The organism is Cognaticolwellia aestuarii (genome assembly GCF_002000025.1).
In the GTDB taxonomy this organism is placed as follows: domain Bacteria; phylum Pseudomonadota; class Gammaproteobacteria; order Enterobacterales; family Alteromonadaceae; genus Cognaticolwellia; species Cognaticolwellia aestuarii.
Genome location: NZ_MUZV01000021.1, coordinates 1 through 18330, shown reverse-complemented (window position 1 = coordinate 18330; position 18330 = coordinate 1). Strand labels below are relative to the sequence as shown.

The window sequence follows — 18330 nt, the reverse complement described above, 5'->3', positions numbered from 1 at the left end:
TTTTTATTTAACTTGCGCATCTTGCGCGAGTACATTTAGCCATTAATGCTCGGGCATCTGAACTACTCACCGTACCGTCGTTATTAAAGTCATAGTCAAGCTCGAAACTAACACCTGATCTGAGTTGGCTAATAAAGCTTCGTACGTCATTAATATCGATATCGCCGTCATTGTCAAAGTCACCAATTAATTGTGCTGCAACATTGAAGGTGAATGAAACAATAACAGGATCATGATCTGAGGCGCGATAAGCATCACTGCCGTAATAAGACGCTAGCTGTTGGTCAGACTTTTTCTCCATGTTGTAATCAAAAGCACGCGGTTCATCAGCATTGATATGCCACTCATCTACGGTATCAACTAGCACTGTTAATGCATTACTCGCTAACATGTGATCAAGATACCCTACTTCACCGCCAAAGCCGTATGAGTAAGCATTAGGACCTACCTTTTCAGCAATTAAATTACGGTAACCGCTTGCTGTAATAGCTTCAATTGGGTCTTCTTTACCGTAGGCATTTAAATCACCCGTAATTAAAATGTGATCGGTTTCAACACCGGTTGGTTTAGTATTTAACCAAGAAACAAGTTTTGTTGCCGCTTGTGTTCTTAATTCGTTCCAACAGGCTTGGCCGTCATTTTGGTCAGCATTACCGCCAGACGCGCTACCACAGCTACCTTTTGATTTAAAATGGTTAACGGCTACTGTAAATGCTTCGCCACTGGTATTAGAGGTAAATGATTGAACTAATGGTTGGCGATTACCAAAATCAAATGGTGCTTCATTGGTGGTCATGGTATTACCGGCCAGTGTTACTGAACTAGGCTTATAAAGTAAACCTACTGCAATAGCGTCACCGCCTAACTGATTGGCATCAATACTGATATATTGATAGGTATTAGCACCCATTATGCTGTTTAACTTATCTGTTAAATCAGCTATTGCCGAAAGCTCATCATAACCATCATTCTCGATTTCCATTAAGCCAACAACATCAGCATTAATCTCGGCAATCGCAGCAGCTGTTTTGTTACTTTGACGCGTAAACTCTTCAAAGGTGTCGGCACCACGCGAGGTTGGAAAACCACCACCTTGACCATCACCATTGAAGTAATTTAGCACATTGAAGCTAGCTACTTTGATTTCACTTGTTGAACCAATAGTAGGCGATTGCTCGCGAGCATTGGTCGCATTAAATGTTGGTGCTGTGATCGGTAATATACGATAAGCACTGTAGCTATAGTCTAAAATACCGCTTAAGTTTTCTACACTGTCACCTAAGCGAACTGTACTGTTATAGCTTAAGCCTTCATTTGGAAATGGAATAAACTCTGGATATTGGCTGTTGTTTTTATCATCAAGCACAATAGTATTACGCAAGTTTCTATCTGCCAACGCTATTGCTTGGCTAGAGCCTGGCGTATAAACATTGGTTGGGATCATTAAACGCCCGTATGACAAGGTTAACTGGCCATATTGTGCTAGATCATAGCTGTCAGACACATGAAGTGACTGCTCAAACGCTACCTTCATGCCTTCCATTGCTTCCCAATCACTGATGTTGGCAACTGGCATAGTTACATGCACTGCAGCAATGTCGGCTGTGGTATTACAATCAACCACACTTTCACTTAACGTTAACTGGGTGCGATTATAGAATTCTTTAACCTCACCTTTTGCACGTACTATTGAACCTTCACTTGGCGCTGCGCTATTACCATTTAAGTAAACAAAAATAGCTTCAGAGGTTGCAGTATCATTATCGTTATCTTGTGACTCTTCTTGCAGGAAGAAACCAGACAAACTATCAACAACCGAGGTAACAACACCTTCAACAACTTTGCTTTGTCCAACCATAGGTGAAGCATCAGCATTACCTTGAATAGCACTAATTAGCTCAGCATCATCACCACACATGCCAATTAACGATGGCTCTTCCGGCTCTGGATCTGGGCCTGGGTCAACCACGGTGCCATCAAAGCTGTGAGAGCCTAAAAAGCTAAAAGTGTTCGACGGATAGCTATCCCATTCATTCGAAATAACGAAAGCATCGCTAACATTTTTATCACCGCTAGCAACAGTCGGTTTTCTCACTAAAGTCGTATTAGCTGCCCAACTCGTTCTTTCGCCTTTAACGCCGAAAGAGTCAACCAATTCGCCATCTTTTACTAACTCAAAGTAGTCATCGCCATTGAAGTTAACGGCGCTAACAGCTATGTCTACCAATGGTTTTAATGCGCTATCTTCGGTAATTTGCGTTGAGCCAAGTACCACAACGTCATTAGCCAATATTTCACCGGATAAATCCGTTGTTGTTGTTGGCTCTGTATTGCCGTTACCATAAAGTTTAAGCTGGTAACCTGATAATGATACCGTGGTATTAGTTGGGTTAAATATTTCAACCGCTTTGTTGTAGCTGCTGCCTTCAATATATTCTGAAATAAATAAGGCTGAGCTGCTTGATGGCGGTGTAGGGTCTACCGGATCCAATGGTGGGTCAACGGGGTCAACGGGATCTACAGGTGGCGGGTCAATCGGATCCGGAGGAGTAGTGCCATCACAAGCATTGGTAAATACTTGCGTTACCCATTCAGGGTGATCAATAAACGGGTTACGGTTACCTTGGAATTCATAAATACGGTTGTTACGTTCTTGCTCGTAACTGTCAACGGGGTCGGCAACATGCCAAGCAAGCAAAGCACATAACTTACCTAAACGAGGCTGACCTGTGCTAGTTAGCATATCAACTAAGGTTAAATCTGGTGTTTGCGGATCAGCACCTTCATAACGTACGTCCATATAAAAGGTCATACGAGCAACATCACCTTTAACCGCATCGCGTGGCTCAAATGAATTACCATCAACGCGGTTTTGCGGCGCTTCTGACAAGGCATTGTCGCTGTAGTCAAAATCTAAGTTCCCGCGTGATGAATTAACTGAAATATCGGTAGGTCTTAAATGATGAATATCGGTGTATGCTGAAGCACTTGAACTTGGAAAGCCGTGGCTTTTTGCCCAAACATGCTCACGATTCCAATTATCTGGATTCGAAGATTGTGAACCACTACCGTTTGAAAATTTCGCTAATGAAAGGCCACGGTACAATAAAATAACATTATCGCTGTTCAGTGGGTCTTCATCAGTTTGCGTTAGCGCAGTCCAAACTTCTGAGTACGTTAGTACGTTATGATTAATACTAATTGCGCCGTTAATAGCAGTGCGTAAATCAGCTGCTGAAGCTTGATTTGCTAATGCAGCATTGACATCAGCATAATAAATACTGTCATCGAAATCACTAGCCGCCGCTACTTTTGTTAAATCTGGACAATTAAAACAAGCATCCGTAATCGTATCGCTCACAGGAGGCTCAACGGGTGGATCAATAGGTGGGTCAATTGGCGGATCAACCGGTGGCTCAGTACTACCGTTATTGCCCGTTACTAACACATTATCAAAAGTAATGTATTCCGAGCCGGCATTGTTTTTCATACTAATACGAACAACAAGTGAACTTCCAGAAGCAATAGCGGCAGAGACTGTCGCACTGGTAAAGTCGTCAACTAAAGTATGTGAGTCGCTACCTTTACCCTGCCAATTTGCGACCGTGATAAAGTCACCGCCGTCAATTGCGTAAGCAACATCAAGAAAGTCAGTGCCTTCATGATTGCCATTTTCTGCGGCATTTACCGCTAAATTAACCGTAGAAAAACCACTAATATCGATTGTTTCTGATTGCCATACAGCAGGGCCGTCTAGGTCGCGACCTTCAAACTTGCCGCCTTTTACTTTAAACCAATCAGATGTCGCAGTCAGCGCAGCCGAACTAACATCAACTGACCATTTGGTTACACCTGATAAATCGACTTGATTAAAAACAGCACCTTTACCATCGATGCTTGCCGCATCGAAATTCTCACTCCATATTTCATCAGCATTAACCATTGACGAAGCTAGTACGCTACCGGTAAAAATAGTATATACCGCGGTACTCGCTAGGTTTGACTTAACACCACTGAATTTTTTCCGAAAGAAAATATTCACCACACACACTCCCAAATTATTATTATGCAAAATGACCTAATGGCATTTTGTGTGTTAAATGTTAAATTATTGTTAAGGAAAAATGAAGGTTTTTTAACCGCTGACCAAATGGTAAGTAAATATAATTTGATTTTAAAGTCACATTTGATATGAGTTCACGGCAGTATTTTTAGCCAACAGGTAGTACACAACCGCAAGAAAGTTTCACTTTAATTGAGCTTTATATAATTATTTTTTTTTGCGTGCGCTGAATTTTTTTGCTTTTGATTTACGTTTAAATGGCACTTTAGGTAGTTGTGCAAAAGATTGCTGCTCAGATTGCTCAATCATCTGAGTTATAGTCGCGGTTAAAGGGTTAATCAGATCTTGGTAACGACTTTTTTTCTCGCTAATATTGGTTAATGTTGCTTCCCAGTGTGCCGTCATATCTGGCATTGTGGCAGCAATAGGTAAAGCCTTGATCAGCGACGTTCCCACCAGAGTTGCATGAATATTCTTTCCTTGCCGCTTTAAGTAATCACGCTTAAAGAGTAAATCTATAATACCTGCTCGTGTTGCTTCAGTACCTAAACCATCATTTTCTTTTAAGAGTTTTTTAATCTCGTTATCACTAACAAATCGAGCAATTCCCGTCATAGCACTTAACAAGCTAGCATCGGTAAAATGTTTAGGGGCTTGGGTCATACGGCTAATTAGTTCACCATGACGAGATAATATTTTTTCCCCCTCAACTAACTGAGGTAATAATTGATGTGTTAATTGCTGCTCAACATCTTCACCTTGCCCTGCTGTTTCAGGCTTTTTCTTCGCCCGTTGAAATAGCACTTTCCAACCTTGGGCTACCGGTGTTTTAGCATTGGCTAAAAACTTACCACCAGCAATTAATACCTCCACTCGCGTCTGATTATATTGGTAAGCAGGATAAAACTGCGCTAAATATTGTCGAACAATTAGAAAATAAACCTTCTTTTCAAATGGATTTAACGATAATGTCGACGCCGATTTCTCGGTCGGAATAATGGCATGATGCGCGGTTACTTTAGCACTGTTCCAAGCTTTACTTTTTAAAGAGCTATTAGCTCCTTGCGCAAATAAAGAGTAACTGTCATCACCATTTGCCAGCATAGCAATAATGCCTTTAGCTTGGCCATGGTGCTCTTTTGGCAAATAGCGACAGTCTGAACGCGGATAAGTGATCACTTTATGCTTTTCATACAAAGCCTGACAAACATCTAACACCAGCTTAGCATTTAATGAATATATTTTTGCTGCGTCAATTTGTAACGATGATAAATTATAAGGTAGTGGAGCAGCTTGTTTTTTTTCTTGTTTGACTACCGAGCTAACAACTGCAGGTTGGTTTTCAATACGACCAATAACATTTTCAGCCAAAGCGCGGTTAAGTACACGACCTTCCTCATCCATATAAGGTTGACATGCTTCACTTGGTTGCCATTTAGCAATAAAGTTTTCTTGAGTATTACTTGTTAAATGTGCGTGCACATCATAGAAGTCTTTGGCGACAAAGTTATCAATTTCTTGTTGACGTCGCACCACTAAACCCAATAAGGGAGTTTGCACTCGGCCAACCGATAATACACTATTAAAACCAGCCTTTTGGCCTTGTATTGTATAAGCTCGCGTTAAATTAATACCGTATAGCCAATCGGCTCTAGAGCGTGCTAAAGCCGAAATAGACAACGGCATAAACAATTGATTACTTTGCATATTGGCAAGTGATCTTCGCACTGCTGGTAAATTCAAATCACTAACCAATAAACGTTTAATATTTTGCTTCTTTTGTGCTGAAACCTTCAAAAAGTCAATCACTTCATCTACCAGCAACTGCCCCTCACGGTCAGGATCGCCAGCATGAATAATTTCATCTGCTTGCTTGACTAATTTACGTAATACCGTCAGTTGCGCACGTGTTTGCGTTTTAGGTTTTAATTGCCACTGATCAGGTACAATGGGTAAATGAGCCATTTGCCATTTCTTAAACGCGGGGTCATAATTTTCTGGATTGGCTTGTTCAAGAATATGACCTATACACCAACTCACCACATCACCATTGCCAAGCTCAATATAGCCTTGGCGGTTTTTCTGTGGTTTAGGCAACGCCGCGGCAATTGCCCGACCTAAGCTTGGTTTTTCAGCAATATATAATTTCAAGGTGAATACTTATCTGTGCAGCAAATACTATCGAACTTGTTAAATAGCCTAGCACTTAAAACTGTTTATTTATACAGTTAAGTGGGCTTAATGTTAATCTAAAACTCGCTGTAGTGCTGCTAGCCAGCCTTGATAATGCCTATTTCGACTATCTTCAGTCATTTTTCTGTCAAATTTATCCTGTAACTGCCATGACTGTGCTGCTTGTTCAATGCTGTCAAAAGCTCCTTGTTGTAATCCTGCCAGTAATGCGGCTCCCAGGGCTGTCGTTTCAGTAATTTTTGGTCGCTCAATGGTAATGGCTAAAATATCAGCTAAAAACTGTAATAACCAATGATTGACCACCATACCGCCATCCACTCTAAGTCGCGTGGTGTTAATACCATCTTGTGCCATAGCCGTTAATAGATCACGAGTTTGATACGCCACTGATGCTAAGCCTGCTGTGACTATTTCTTTGATACCCGAGTCACGTGTTAAGCCTATGATTGCACCACGTGCATCTGGCTGCCAATGTGGCGCGCCAAGCCCAGTAAAAGCCGGTACTAAATAAACATGATTTTCACTTTGCATAGATTGCGCGATGGCAGCACTACAGTCTACATTCGTTAGTAATTGCAAACCATCACGCAGCCACTGCATAGTAGCTCCCGCCATAAAAATACTACCTTCAAGAGCGTAAGTGCTTTTATTATTGATTCGATAAGCCACGGTACTTAACATTTTATGTTGCGAATAAAGTATTTCTGCTCCCGTATTCACCATAACAAAGCAACCTGTGCCATAGGTACCTTTCATCATGCCTTTTTCGAAGCATGCTTGACCAACCAATGACGCTTGTTGATCGCCTATCATGGCATTAATCGCAATGCTGCCACCAAAAAGTTGCTTTGTCGTTTGGCCAAAATTATCGGCACTATTTTTGACCTCGGGTAGCATTGCTTGTGGAATATTAAACAGCGCGAGTAACTCTTGATCCCAACAATTTTCTACAATATTAAACAACAAGGTTCGAGATGCATTACTGGCATCTGTGGCAAACGCTTTACCTTCAGTTAAGTGCCACAGTAAAAAAGTATCTACTGTGCCAAAACATAACTGCCCTGCCTCTGCTTTGGTTCGTGCGCCGGCAACATTATCAAGTAACCATTCAATTTTACTGGCTGAAAAATAAGGGTCGATTAATAGCCCTGTTTTCGCTGTTACTTTCGCTGCGATTTCAGCGTTTTTTTGCAGATTTTCACAACGTTTAGCGGTTCGTCGATCTTGCCAGACAATGGCATTATAAATTGCTTCACCAGTACTCTTGTCCCAAACAATAGTCGTTTCACGTTGATTGGTAATACCGATAGCGGCAATATCTTCAGCTACCAGATCACTTTTAGTCAGCGCTTGTCGGCAACTTGCTAGCGTTGTTTGCCAAATAGCCTGGGGATCATGTTCGACCCAACCATCATGAGGATAGATTTGGGCAAACTCTTCTGAGGCACTGGCAATAAGCTCGCCAGCAAGAGTAAAAATAATGGCGCGACTACTGGTTGTACCTTGATCGATAGCCAGTAAATATTGAGGTTTCATCACACAGTTCGCCTATTTTTTCTGCGATAAAAAGTACTGATTAATCTTAACTAAAGCTTTCTTCATTGCTTGCGCCAATAAAAATTCGACCCATTTATCTGGTAGCCATTTAGGTCCATTGCAAACAATAGTATAACGTACAGAAGTTTGTGTTGGGGTTTGTTCCGTCAGGTAAATATTACCTTGGTGGTTACTTAATGGCTTATCTCCGACAATGGCATAACGTATTTGATTTGAGCTAGTAAACAATACTTGTTCTGAAAATTTCACTCCAGCAACATTAACATTACGAATTGCCCCTTTGCCACCAGCGGGCTCTCCATCATCAGCCGTTTTTGCAACAGCAAATTTTGCATCAAAAAAACGATGCAATTGCTGATGATCAAGTAGTAGCTTACTGATTTCATTTGGCGCCGCGGCAACCATTTGCATTACATCAACATTAACCATAAATTTACTGTACTTTCATCAAGATAACTACAGCAACAGTAACGGACTTAATGGTTTAGGGTCAAGGGAGGTAGTTAAAAATTATTAACAAAAAAAGTGAGAAATAACGAAAATCCGCTTAGCTGAAGTTTATACAGTATTACTGTGATAAGGCGTAAATTCGATACGCTCACCAAATTTATTAAGGATATTCACCGCGCCGTCGCAAACCGCAATAATAGACTTATCTTGCTTATAACTGTCAGGAATAATCACTCGGCCATTTTCTAATTGCACAAAGTGCTCAACACTATGCTGTAATTTCAAAGATAATTCACCGTAATAAATAATAGTGACTTCTTTTACTGTCCCTGCTGGCTCAAGTTTCGATTGCATCATGCACCCTATATAGCTAAAAAATGGCAGTATTTTAATCAATTGGGTTAAAAAAACTGTTAATGTTTTCACTAGTTGCTGCAACAAATTGTAACCATGATTACATATTACGGTGATAGCCGCTCAAATGATGATTTATCAAAATAAGCAACTAAGGTACACTCAAATTAACGTGTATCTAAAGTGAAAGTAAGTTATTTTGACTACAGTAATTAATGATAGTATTTGCCCATTATGCCAAGCAAATAACTTTTGTGGCATAAAAAGTACTGAGCCCTGTTGGTGTGTCGAGAGTGATATACAACCAGGTTTACTAAAGCAAGTACCTGCCGAATTATCTAGAAAATCATGTATCTGTCAAAAGTGCATCGACAAATTTAACTCAATAGAAATTATCGATAAGTCGTAACAAGTAACAACAGAATATTGTATAGTTTTAAATCATCACTCTAACCAACTTATCTATAAGGACTTTTAGTGTCTGACAATCCGCAAAAAAACGTCATATTTAATGCAATAACTGTCCCCTTGGGTGATGAGCTAACTTGGCGTTGGGACGATAAACTATCGATGTTACTTACCGAATTTTCTTGGGAAAAAACAGAGCGTATTTTAATCGTATTACGGCAATTATTTAGTGAAGAGTGGAGCCATAAAAATATTAAAAAATCGCCCAAAGCGATTAAAGCTGAACTTGGAGAACTGACAAAATTAACTAAAGAACAATTAATTTTCACCCGACCAGCTACAGTAGATACACCTGCGATAGCACTTTTTTGGTGGCCTTGGGGCCATGGCGCAACTTACTCTATACGTATTAGAATATTACATACCAATTATAACGATGCAGATTTGCAGCAAGCTCAAACAGGGCCAATAACAAAATTTTTCCAGCGGTTCACCTCAAGATAACTCAACTGCGAGCTTGTTAGTGAATCAAACTTAGCTACACTTGTCGTAGACAACTCTTCGAGATCGACAGGATGTTTATATGCTTACCTTAACGCTCTATTATGCCACCAACAGAAATCATATTGGCCCACGTTGGTCACCGAAAAGCTACGGTCAAGATTTTAGTGCTGATCGCTCCAACAATCTACGTTTTGGTCGCATAACAGTTGAAGTAAGCCGTGAAAAAATAAAGTACTTTCAAGCGCATAATGTCGATAACCGCGCAGGAGATGGTGAAGGCCTATCGGCTTATATTGAAAAAAAATTACGCAAAAAACACCTGATATCTGCATTTAAAGAACCTGAAGAGTCAACCGATTCGATAAGCGCGCCCCAGCCCCTGGCTTCGACAACAGCCTTTCATGAATTAAAAAAGCAGATGGAGGCAAAGCGTGATCTAGTAATTTTCATTCATGGTTTTAATGTTGATTGGTTTGAAGCAGTAGCCTCTGCAATGGCGTTAGAGTTGATGCTTAATCGCCATTCTCATGATAATGATGATTTAAAAGATACTAGTGTTTTTCTTTTTTCTTGGCCTTCCAATGGCAAAATGATGAGAAACAAAGCTTATTTGTCTGATCGTAGTGATGCTGAAGACTCAAGTATTGCTGTAGCACGTGGCTTCTTGAAATTACGTGATTTTCTAATGACACTACGGCCCAAACATGATGACATTGCATTAAAAGAATGTGGTCAACAGCTACACCTACTTTGCCATTCTATGGGCAATTATGTTTTACAGCATGCTCTTACAGCATTAATTAAACTTAATAACCAGAAGCATTTACCACAGTTATTTCAACATATATTTATGTGCGCACCTGATGTTGATGATAATGTTTTCGAACAAGAACAACCAATGGCCAATTTGCATCGACTAGCTCGCCAGGTCACGGTTTATTACAACAATGGTGATCTGGCCATGTATATTTCTGATTACACCAAAGGAAATATTGATCGATTAGGCCATAATGGTTGCGCTAGACCTTTACAGTTACACAACAAAGTTAATCAAGTAAATTGCTCTAAAATTGTCGGCGGAGTTACCGAGCATAGTTATTATTTATGGGCGACGGTTAACGAAGATATAAGGCACAGTATCGATGGCATTAACTACAATGATAGCGTACGCAAAAGAAGCTCTCAATCTACACAGGTTTGGCATTTAATCTAATATGCATACACCTAACAGCCCAATGAATGCTGTTAGGTGTGAAGTTAAATTATTGTATACTCAGGCATTACTCTCCCTTACTTGAGCCACCATGTATAGGAGCATGCTGAATAACTCGATCAGCTAATCGAGAAAAAGGTAAACTTTGTAGCCAGACTTTACCATGACCAGAAAGCGTGGCAATAAACAAACCTTCGCCACCAAATAACATACTCTTTAAGCCTTTAGTCAATTCAATGTCGTAATCAACACCATCACTAAAACCCACCAAACAACCCGTATCTACGCGTAATACCTCGCCATTTAGTTCCTTTTCGATAATCGTACCCCCGGCATGCAAAAATGCTAAACCGTCACCTTCTAGGCGTTCTAAGATAAAACCTTCACCGCCAAAAAAACCACTGCCTAAACGTTTACTAAAGGTGATATCTATTTTGGTGCCCAATGCTGCACAAAGAAAAGCATCTTTTTGACAAGTAACGCCACCGCCAATATCAGCCAGGTCAATGCTAATAATTGACCCTGGATACGGTGCTGCAAAAGCAACTATACGACGCTGTGGGTGTTGATTAGAAAAATGAGTCATAAACACTGACTCACCCGTCAGCATGCGTTTGCCCGCAGAAAACAACTTCCCCATGATGCCTTGATTAACATCTGAGCCATCACCCATTTTCGTTTCAAATTCAATGCCATCTTCCATATAATTCATCGCACCAGCTTCTGCGACAACGGTTTCTCCCTGATCTAACGTTACTTCAACTAACTGCATTGAGTGTCCGATAATTTGATAATCTATTTCATCACTTCGCATTGTCTATCCTTATGCTATGGCTACATTTATCTTTAGTTAACTTTGCTATTGGTTTTTAATATCTCATATAAACCGAAATTAAACCGCTATGCTATAAAAACAAATTTCGACTTTATTGGCTAGCACTAACCACACACTGACATTAATTTTTACATTTCCGACTGAACATTTATGGCTAATAAATGTCTACTTTTCGTTATCATTTACACCTTGAAATAAACCATTGTGAAAGTCTCACTCAAAAGCATGCTTTAAGGACTCTTATGACAAAAATAATAAAACTCATTTCCGCATTCACAGTAACACTATTACTCAGTATTAGTTTTAGTAGTTTTTCTGCAACATTTGAAGAAGGAAAACATTACAAAATAGTGGCAAAAAATAAAACAACGACGCCAGAATTGAGTGAATACTTTTCTTATTATTGCCCAGCTTGTCGTGCCTATGAGCCTTACCTTGACGGCATAAAAAAAATGATGCCTGAACAAGCTAAGTTCAATAAAGTACATGTTGATTTCATGAGGCAAGCATCTGCAGATACTCAATTTATGTTGAGTAAAGCATTAATCATTGCTGAGAAAACTGACATTGATCGGGAATTTTCTTCTGCGGTCTTTAACTATCTACAAACAGATAGAGCCACTATTGATAATGAAAAAGATATTCGAAATATTTTTGTGCTCAGTGGTGGTGATGGTAAAAAATTCGATCAAGGTATGAAAAATTTTTCGGTGATCGGTCAGGCAAAAAGAGAAAAGAAAGTTCAAGATGAGTTATCAGCAAATAATCACCTGACTAGCGTACCTGCCATGGTAGTCAACGGTAAATATTTAATTAATAGTAAGTCTCTCGATCGTAATAACTTTTTTGCTGAGTATAGTGAGTTAGTAGCGTATTTATTTACGCTGTAGGTTTTAGCAAATACCTAACGTGATATCGCATGCAGATATTGCTACTGGACTACTGTTAAAAACAAAAAGCCGACGCTTTTGAAGTGTCGGCTTGTTTTAATTCATCGTCTTTTTAACGTCGGCGATGTTTATTATTCGGTTTACTCTTTTTCTTATCACCAAAGGCTTGTTGACGGCCGTGTTTTTTCTGTCGACCTAAAGTATTTTTACGTGCTGGGGTATCAGTTTTCGTTAAGTCGGGCTCATAACCAGGTAGCCACTGTTGCATTAAACGCGTATCTAATACTTTCTCTACCGCCTCTAACAACCAAGCTTCAGACGGACTCATTAATGAAATAGCTAACCCTTCATTACCAGCTCGACCCGTTCGGCCAATGCGATGAATATAATCTTCAGCAATATAAGGCAGTTCGTAGTTAATAACATAACGTAAATCATGAATATCAATGCCACGAGCTGCAACATCGGTAGCAACTAACGCTCGCGTTTTTCCAGCTTTAAATTCAGCTAGCGCTTTATCTCGTGCGCCTTGCGATTTATCACCATGAATAGATTGGGTTTTAATACCGTCTTTCGACATTTCTTTCGCAAGTTCATCTGCACCTTGTTTGGTACGTGTGAAAATAAGCACTTGCTGCCAGTTTTTCGAACCGATTAAGAACGATGTTAACTCGCGTTTGCGATCATTATCAACGGTATAAACTATTTGTTCGACTTGTTTAGCTGCCGTATTACGTTCACTAACTTCAATAAGTTCAGGTTCATTGAGTAAGGTTTTGCTGAGTTTAAAAATAGCATCGTCAAACGTTGCAGAAAAAAGTAGGGTCTGTCGCTTTGGAGGTAAACGGTTAAGAATCCGGTCAATTTCATCTTTAAAGCCCATATCTAACATTCTATCAGCTTCATCAAAGACAATAGTTTCAAGATGGATCAGCAGTACACTACCATTGATAATATGATCAAGTAATCGCCCTGGTGTAGCAATAAGTACATCAGCACCTTTTTCAATAGCGTCTATTTGCGGCTTAATACTTACTCCACCATATGCAACAGCAATATTTAGCTCGGTATTTTCCGCATAACTGACAAAACTTTTATACACTTGTTGGGCAAGCTCTCGGGTTGGTGTTAATACCAAGGCTCTAATAGGTCTTTGTGCTGGAATATTCTGGCTTAAACGTTGGAGAATTGGCAATGCAAAGGCTGCTGTTTTGCCCGTTCCCGTTTGTGCTCCGGCCATAATATCTTTATTAGCTAGAATCGCGGGAATAGCTTGCTGTTGGATCGGAGTAGGTTGTTCATAACCTAAAGCTTTAACAGCATCAGTCAGTGACTTATCTAGTGCTAAGGAAGAGAAACTCATGATAATTTATCGCTTTTTAACGGAATGTTGCTTCTGCTTAAGCTCATGCTCAAGTTCATCAGGGTAATAAACAAGTCCTTGCTCGTCTTGGCTTGGGAACACCACAATCGCAAGTTCATCATCTGCAAGCCCATGAGTCCAACGACTAAACCATTTATTTAAAGAAATAGCTTCTGGGCGACAATCTTGCCATTGTTCGGTCGCCCAAGCTTGGGCAAACTCTTCGTTTGGCCAAACAGGTACACAATCTTCATCTTCTGTATTGAGCATTACACAACCATGCTCGTCAGTTAAAATCCATAACTGGTTTTGAGTGACTGTCTCATTAACAAAATAAACAGCGCGTTGCGCATCATCCATTTGTAATATTTGCTTAACTTTTTCTGGCTCTAACACATGAAGTCCTGCTGAAATTTATTTTTAAATAAGGCGCTATTCTACAAAAATTTGCATCTCTTCGCCGATCTGTTTACGCATTTCCATTAATTTTCTCGCACTTTCATGCTGTTTTTTATCTGCTTCTGACTGCGGAATCCACTCGGGAACGCGTTCCGATTGACCATTTTGATCAACAGCCACCATAATAACGATACAGTGTGTGGTTAATCGTCGGTTTAAAGATTTAGGATCACAGGCATTTACTTCTAACGCTATGTGCATTGAAGATTTACCGGTATAAATAACCTTTGCTTCCACTTCTACTAAACTGCCAACATGGATCGGAGCAATAAAGCGAATACCACCAGCATAAGCAGTAACACAATAACGGCCACTCCAACCAGCAGCGCAAGCATAAGCAGCCAGATCGATCCATTTCATCACCGCACCACCATGCACTTTACCGCCAAAATTGACATCTTGAGGTTCAGCCAAAAATCTTAAAGTTATATCACGCTGTGGTTGCTTCATTATATTTCCTATCTATAAGTCGTTATTACAGTCTAATTAACCTTTAACAAAACTTACAATACCGATTATTTAAAGGTACATTACCACCAGTTAAGTCATAGTTAAAATTTAAAGAGAAAGCATGAAAATTTGGGTTGATGCCGATGCCTGTCCAGTAGTCATTAAAGAGATATTGTTTAGAGCCGCTGAGCGAACGAAAACAGTTACAACATTATTGGCTAACCATTATTTAAAAGTACCACCTTCAAAAGTGATCAGCTTTGTACAAGTGAGTGCTGGCTTTGATGTGGCTGATAATGAAATTGTTAAACGCGCCGAGCCCAATGACTTAGTGATCACCGCAGATATCCCTTTAGCCGCGGAAGTTGTCGAAAAAGGCTGCTTAGCGCTAAACCCAAGAGGTGAGCTTTATACCGAGAGCAACATTCGTCAACGTCTTAATATGCGTGACTTTATGGATACTTTGCGCTCTAGTGGTATCGAAACAGGTGGCGCGCCACCCATTAGCCAAGCAGATCGACAAGCATTTGCTAATAATCTTGATAAATTACTAGCACAACAGTCACATATTTAAGCTAGCCTATTGGCTGCCTGTAGTTTATTAACAAGTACAGGCAGAAGCTAGCTGATTACTATTTATTAGCTGATGGCTTAGCGTGATGTTTGCCAGTCTTATTTGAGCTGCTATTCCCATATGGGTTAACCTTGGTGCTGTTACCTGTATGACGTCTGTTTTTACCAGTAGGCTTATGACCGCGTGCATTATCCCCTGAACGTTGTCCATCTTTGTGTTCTGGTTTATCCCATTTGATTTTTTTGGTTTTTTTCGCTTTTAACGGCCTTAATTTACGAGACTCAGGTAAAGCATTTACAGGTTCAAAACCAGCCACGACCTCTCTTGGTAAATGGCTTTGAATTACGTGTTGAACATCATTTAAAAGGTCTATTTCATCAGCGCAAACTAATGATACCGCTTGTCCTGTCGCTCCAGCTCGCCCAGTGCGTCCAATTCTATGCACGTAGTCTTCTGGTACGTTAGGTAATTCAAAGTTAACCACTTGAGGCAACTGATCTATATCAATACCACGTGCAGCTATGTCAGTTGCAACTAAAACATTGATACTGCCTTCTTTAAATTGTGCTAAGGCCTTTGTTCTGGCGCCTTGGCTTTTATTACCATGTATAGCTGCAGCTTTTATTCCTGAAGCATCAAGTTGCTTAGTTAACTTATTCGCACCATGCTTAGTCTTCATGAAAACAATAACTTGTCGCCAGTCATTAGCTTTAATTAAGTGAGTTAATAGTGAGGCTTTCTTATTCTTATCTACAGGGTAGATTAACTGCTCAACGGTTTCGGCAGTGGTATTTTTTGGGCTAATTGAAATCTCTACAGGGTCATTAACGATACCTTTAGCTAGCTCACGAATATCAGGCGAAAAGGTTGCAGAAAAAAGTAGTGTTTGGCGCTTTTTTGGTAATAAAGATAAAATTTTCTTAATATCACGTAAAAAGCCCATATCTAACATGCGATCGGCTTCATCAAGTACCAGAACTTCTAATTGATTAAAACGTACCGCATTCTGATTATATAAATCTAACAATCGCCCAGGCGTAGCAACTAGAATATCGACACCTTGGCGTAAACGTAACATTTGCGGATTAATTTTTACCCCACCAAATACTACTGTTGATTTAAGGTCTAAGTGCTTACCATACATTTCAACATTTTCAGCAATCTGAGCAGCAAGCTCTCGCGTTGGCGTAATAATGAGAGTACGGGCTTGATTGGGCCGTGCTTTCTCGCCCTTCGATAGCAACTCAAGAATAGGTAAAGTAAAGCCTGCTGTTTTACCTGTGCCCGTCTGCGCAGCTGCCATGACATCCTTACCAGCGAGTACCGCAGGAATCGCCTGAGCTTGAATAGGCGATGGTGTATCGTAACCTTTTTCCGCAATAGCTTTTTGAATTGGGGCAGATAAACCTAAATCGGTAAAACTCATAGAATGTACTCTTCTCGCTGGGGTTTGAGCCAATGTCAAACGGCGGTGCAGAATACAGTATAGACAGCTTCAGTGCAATGATAGTAGTCATTCGGAGCCATTAACAAAACACTTGTGGTGCCTAAAAGCAGTAACATTAATTATTAATCACCACTAAAATGAATAATGCCGTGACCTAACTAATGGCAAAATATAGCACCCACTTTATTTTGTGTCATCAAAATCAAAAACTTGGTTAATTAGCAATTTCAGATTCAGACATTATTGAGAAACACACCTGATAGCCTATAGAGCGAACAGATTGAATAATATTTGCCGGTAACCCAACAGCTTTAAGTTTATTTCTAATTCTGGCGACTTTAATGTCAATAGAGCGGTCAATACCATCGTAATCAGCCCCTTTTAAAACTTTCAGAATAACTTGACGAGATACCACACTATTATGCTTTGTAGCAATGAAGTAAAATAACTCATACTCCTCTTGCGTTAAGCCGAGTGCTTTTCTTTGATAAAAACAATCGGTTGATGCAGGAATAAATTTTACATCTCCAAAAGCTAAAATATCGTCTGGCTGATATTTGGTTGGCCTAACACCTAAGCGCTTTATTCGTTGATATAACACTTCAAACGGCGCTGTTTTCAGCACAAAGTCATCAGCCCCAACTTCAAAGCATTTTATTTCAGCTATTGAATCTTCGTGACTAGTGATGAAAATAATTGGGCGTTGATAAAACTCCCTAAGTTGCTTGCATACCTCATAACCATTGATATCTGGTAAGCCTATATCCAACAAAATAAGGTCTGGAAAAGTATTGATGACTTTACGCAAAGCATTCGACCCGTTAAAAACTTGAGTAACAGCAAAACCTTTGCTTTCCAATTGGCTTTTTAAAGTAAGAGACACCAATTTATCATCTTCTATAATTAGTACTTCTTTCATGATGGTGTTCCTTAATTCGTATTTAGCAAATTTCATCTAGTTCACAATTACTTAACCTAAAAGAATAGTCACATATCAATTGATTTTCCTCCTTTTATCCTCGTACAACAATACTCAAAGCCAGGATAATTGTATCTATTATGTAACTTACACGAATTAACAAGTGACAAATTGTCGCAGAAGTCACTAAATTATGGGGGGATTTTTTATGAATAGCAAAAACGAAAAAACCCGTAGCGTGAGCTACGGGTTTTAAAATGATGGTGGAGGGAGGTGGATTCGAACCACCGAAGGCTGAGCCGTCAGATTTACAGTCTGATCCCTTTGGCCACTCGGGAACCCCTCCACAGGGTCGAAAACCCAGCAATAAGCTGGGTATTCTGAAAAGAAGCCTAGCAATGTCCTACTCTCACATGGGAACTCCCACACTACCATCGGCGCTAACACGTTTCACTTCTGAGTTCGGAATGGGATCAGGTGGGGCCATGTCGCTATTGTCGCTAGACAAAAAGGGTACAATCTTGAAAGCCGTTTATTAAGACATGTCTTAATGATAATAAATACGTGTTTCGAACTCTTATTCAATGCTTTATGTACGTGTCACTCTTGCGAGTGTTTAGTCAAACTTAACTACAATCTTTAAAACCACTT

General features: G+C 39.9%; 16 protein-coding genes, 1 tRNA gene and 1 rRNA gene. 5 read left to right on the top strand and 13 right to left on the bottom strand.

Annotated features, from left to right (window positions below; translation table 11 throughout):
- Positions 1-7: 7 nt before the first annotated feature.
- From B0169_RS18845 to B0169_RS18825, 5 genes are all read right to left on the bottom strand, one after another.
- On the bottom strand, positions 8-4045 hold the full coding sequence (locus tag B0169_RS18845; protein ID WP_412842155.1) for an ExeM/NucH family extracellular endonuclease: 4038 nt from the start codon (positions 4043-4045) through the stop codon (positions 8-10).
- Positions 4046-4270: 225 nt separating this feature from the next.
- Positions 4271-6214, bottom strand: a complete 1944-nt coding sequence (locus B0169_RS18840; protein WP_077288452.1) for a DNA topoisomerase III — start codon at positions 6212-6214, stop codon at positions 4271-4273.
- A 93-nt stretch (positions 6215-6307) separates the two neighbouring features.
- Positions 6308-7792, bottom strand: coding sequence for a glycerol kinase GlpK (gene glpK, locus B0169_RS18835; RefSeq protein ID WP_077288451.1), 1485 nt, complete (start codon positions 7790-7792; stop codon positions 6308-6310).
- Positions 7793-7804: 12 nt separating this feature from the next.
- Positions 7805-8242, bottom strand: a complete 438-nt coding sequence (locus B0169_RS18830; protein WP_077288450.1) for an SRPBCC family protein — start codon at positions 8240-8242, stop codon at positions 7805-7807.
- Positions 8243-8371: 129 nt separating this feature from the next.
- Positions 8372-8620: a TIGR02922 family protein gene (locus B0169_RS18825; protein ID WP_235838644.1), complete on the bottom strand. Its 249-nt coding sequence runs from the start codon at positions 8618-8620 to the stop codon at positions 8372-8374.
- A gap of 196 nt (positions 8621-8816) precedes the next feature.
- Between B0169_RS18825 and B0169_RS18820 the strand changes: the two genes are divergently transcribed.
- The 3 genes from B0169_RS18820 to B0169_RS18810 all read left to right on the top strand — a co-directional run bounded on the left by B0169_RS18820 (position 8817) and on the right by B0169_RS18810 (position 10742).
- On the top strand, positions 8817-9026 hold the full coding sequence (locus B0169_RS18820) for a cysteine-rich CWC family protein (RefSeq protein ID WP_202971842.1): 210 nt from the start codon (positions 8817-8819) through the stop codon (positions 9024-9026).
- A 68-nt stretch (positions 9027-9094) separates the two neighbouring features.
- Positions 9095-9529, top strand: a complete 435-nt coding sequence (locus B0169_RS18815) for a hypothetical protein (protein WP_077288449.1) — start codon at positions 9095-9097, stop codon at positions 9527-9529.
- A 79-nt stretch (positions 9530-9608) separates the two neighbouring features.
- A complete protein-coding gene (locus B0169_RS18810; protein ID WP_077288448.1) occupies positions 9609-10742 on the top strand; it encodes an alpha/beta hydrolase in 1134 nt (377 codons plus the stop codon).
- 67 nt (positions 10743-10809) lie between these two features.
- Here B0169_RS18810 and B0169_RS18805 read toward each other — a convergent pair whose 3' ends face one another.
- Positions 10810-11556: a TIGR00266 family protein gene (locus tag B0169_RS18805; RefSeq protein ID WP_077288447.1), complete on the bottom strand. Its 747-nt coding sequence runs from the start codon at positions 11554-11556 to the stop codon at positions 10810-10812.
- 263 nt (positions 11557-11819) lie between these two features.
- On the opposite strand from B0169_RS18805, the gene B0169_RS18800 reads away from it, so the two are divergent.
- Positions 11820-12467, top strand: a complete 648-nt coding sequence (locus B0169_RS18800) for a thiol:disulfide interchange protein DsbA/DsbL (RefSeq protein ID WP_158077133.1) — start codon at positions 11820-11822, stop codon at positions 12465-12467.
- Between the two features lie 112 nt (positions 12468-12579).
- Here the strand turns inward: B0169_RS18800 and B0169_RS18795 are convergent, their stop codons facing one another.
- The 3 genes from B0169_RS18795 to B0169_RS18785 form a co-directional block, all read right to left on the bottom strand.
- Entirely contained in the window at positions 12580-13830 is a 1251-nt protein-coding gene (locus B0169_RS18795) for a DEAD/DEAH box helicase (RefSeq protein ID WP_077288445.1), read from the bottom strand.
- Between the two features lie 6 nt (positions 13831-13836).
- The gene (locus B0169_RS18790; protein ID WP_077288459.1) at positions 13837-14190 is read right to left on the bottom strand and encodes a DUF2750 domain-containing protein; all 354 of its coding nucleotides are present in this window, start codon (positions 14188-14190) and stop codon (positions 13837-13839) included.
- A 72-nt stretch (positions 14191-14262) separates the two neighbouring features.
- Positions 14263-14739, bottom strand: coding sequence for an acyl-CoA thioesterase (locus tag B0169_RS18785; protein ID WP_077288444.1), 477 nt, complete (start codon positions 14737-14739; stop codon positions 14263-14265).
- A 121-nt stretch (positions 14740-14860) separates the two neighbouring features.
- Between B0169_RS18785 and B0169_RS18780 the strand changes: the two genes are divergently transcribed.
- Positions 14861-15313 (top strand): YaiI/YqxD family protein, encoded by a 453-nt coding sequence (locus B0169_RS18780; protein ID WP_077288443.1) that lies wholly within the window; start codon positions 14861-14863, stop codon positions 15311-15313.
- 58 nt (positions 15314-15371) lie between these two features.
- Here the strand turns inward: B0169_RS18780 and B0169_RS18775 are convergent, their stop codons facing one another.
- From B0169_RS18775 to rrf, 4 genes are all read right to left on the bottom strand, one after another.
- The gene (locus tag B0169_RS18775) at positions 15372-16739 is read right to left on the bottom strand and encodes a DEAD/DEAH box helicase (RefSeq protein WP_077288442.1); all 1368 of its coding nucleotides are present in this window, start codon (positions 16737-16739) and stop codon (positions 15372-15374) included.
- Between the two features lie 235 nt (positions 16740-16974).
- A complete protein-coding gene (locus B0169_RS18770; RefSeq protein ID WP_158077132.1) occupies positions 16975-17679 on the bottom strand; it encodes a response regulator transcription factor in 705 nt (234 codons plus the stop codon).
- 261 nt (positions 17680-17940) lie between these two features.
- A tRNA-Tyr gene (locus tag B0169_RS18765) sits at positions 17941-18025 on the bottom strand.
- 44 nt (positions 18026-18069) lie between these two features.
- A 5S ribosomal RNA gene (gene rrf, locus B0169_RS18760) occupies positions 18070-18184 on the bottom strand.
- Between the last annotated feature and the right edge of the window lie 146 nt (positions 18185-18330).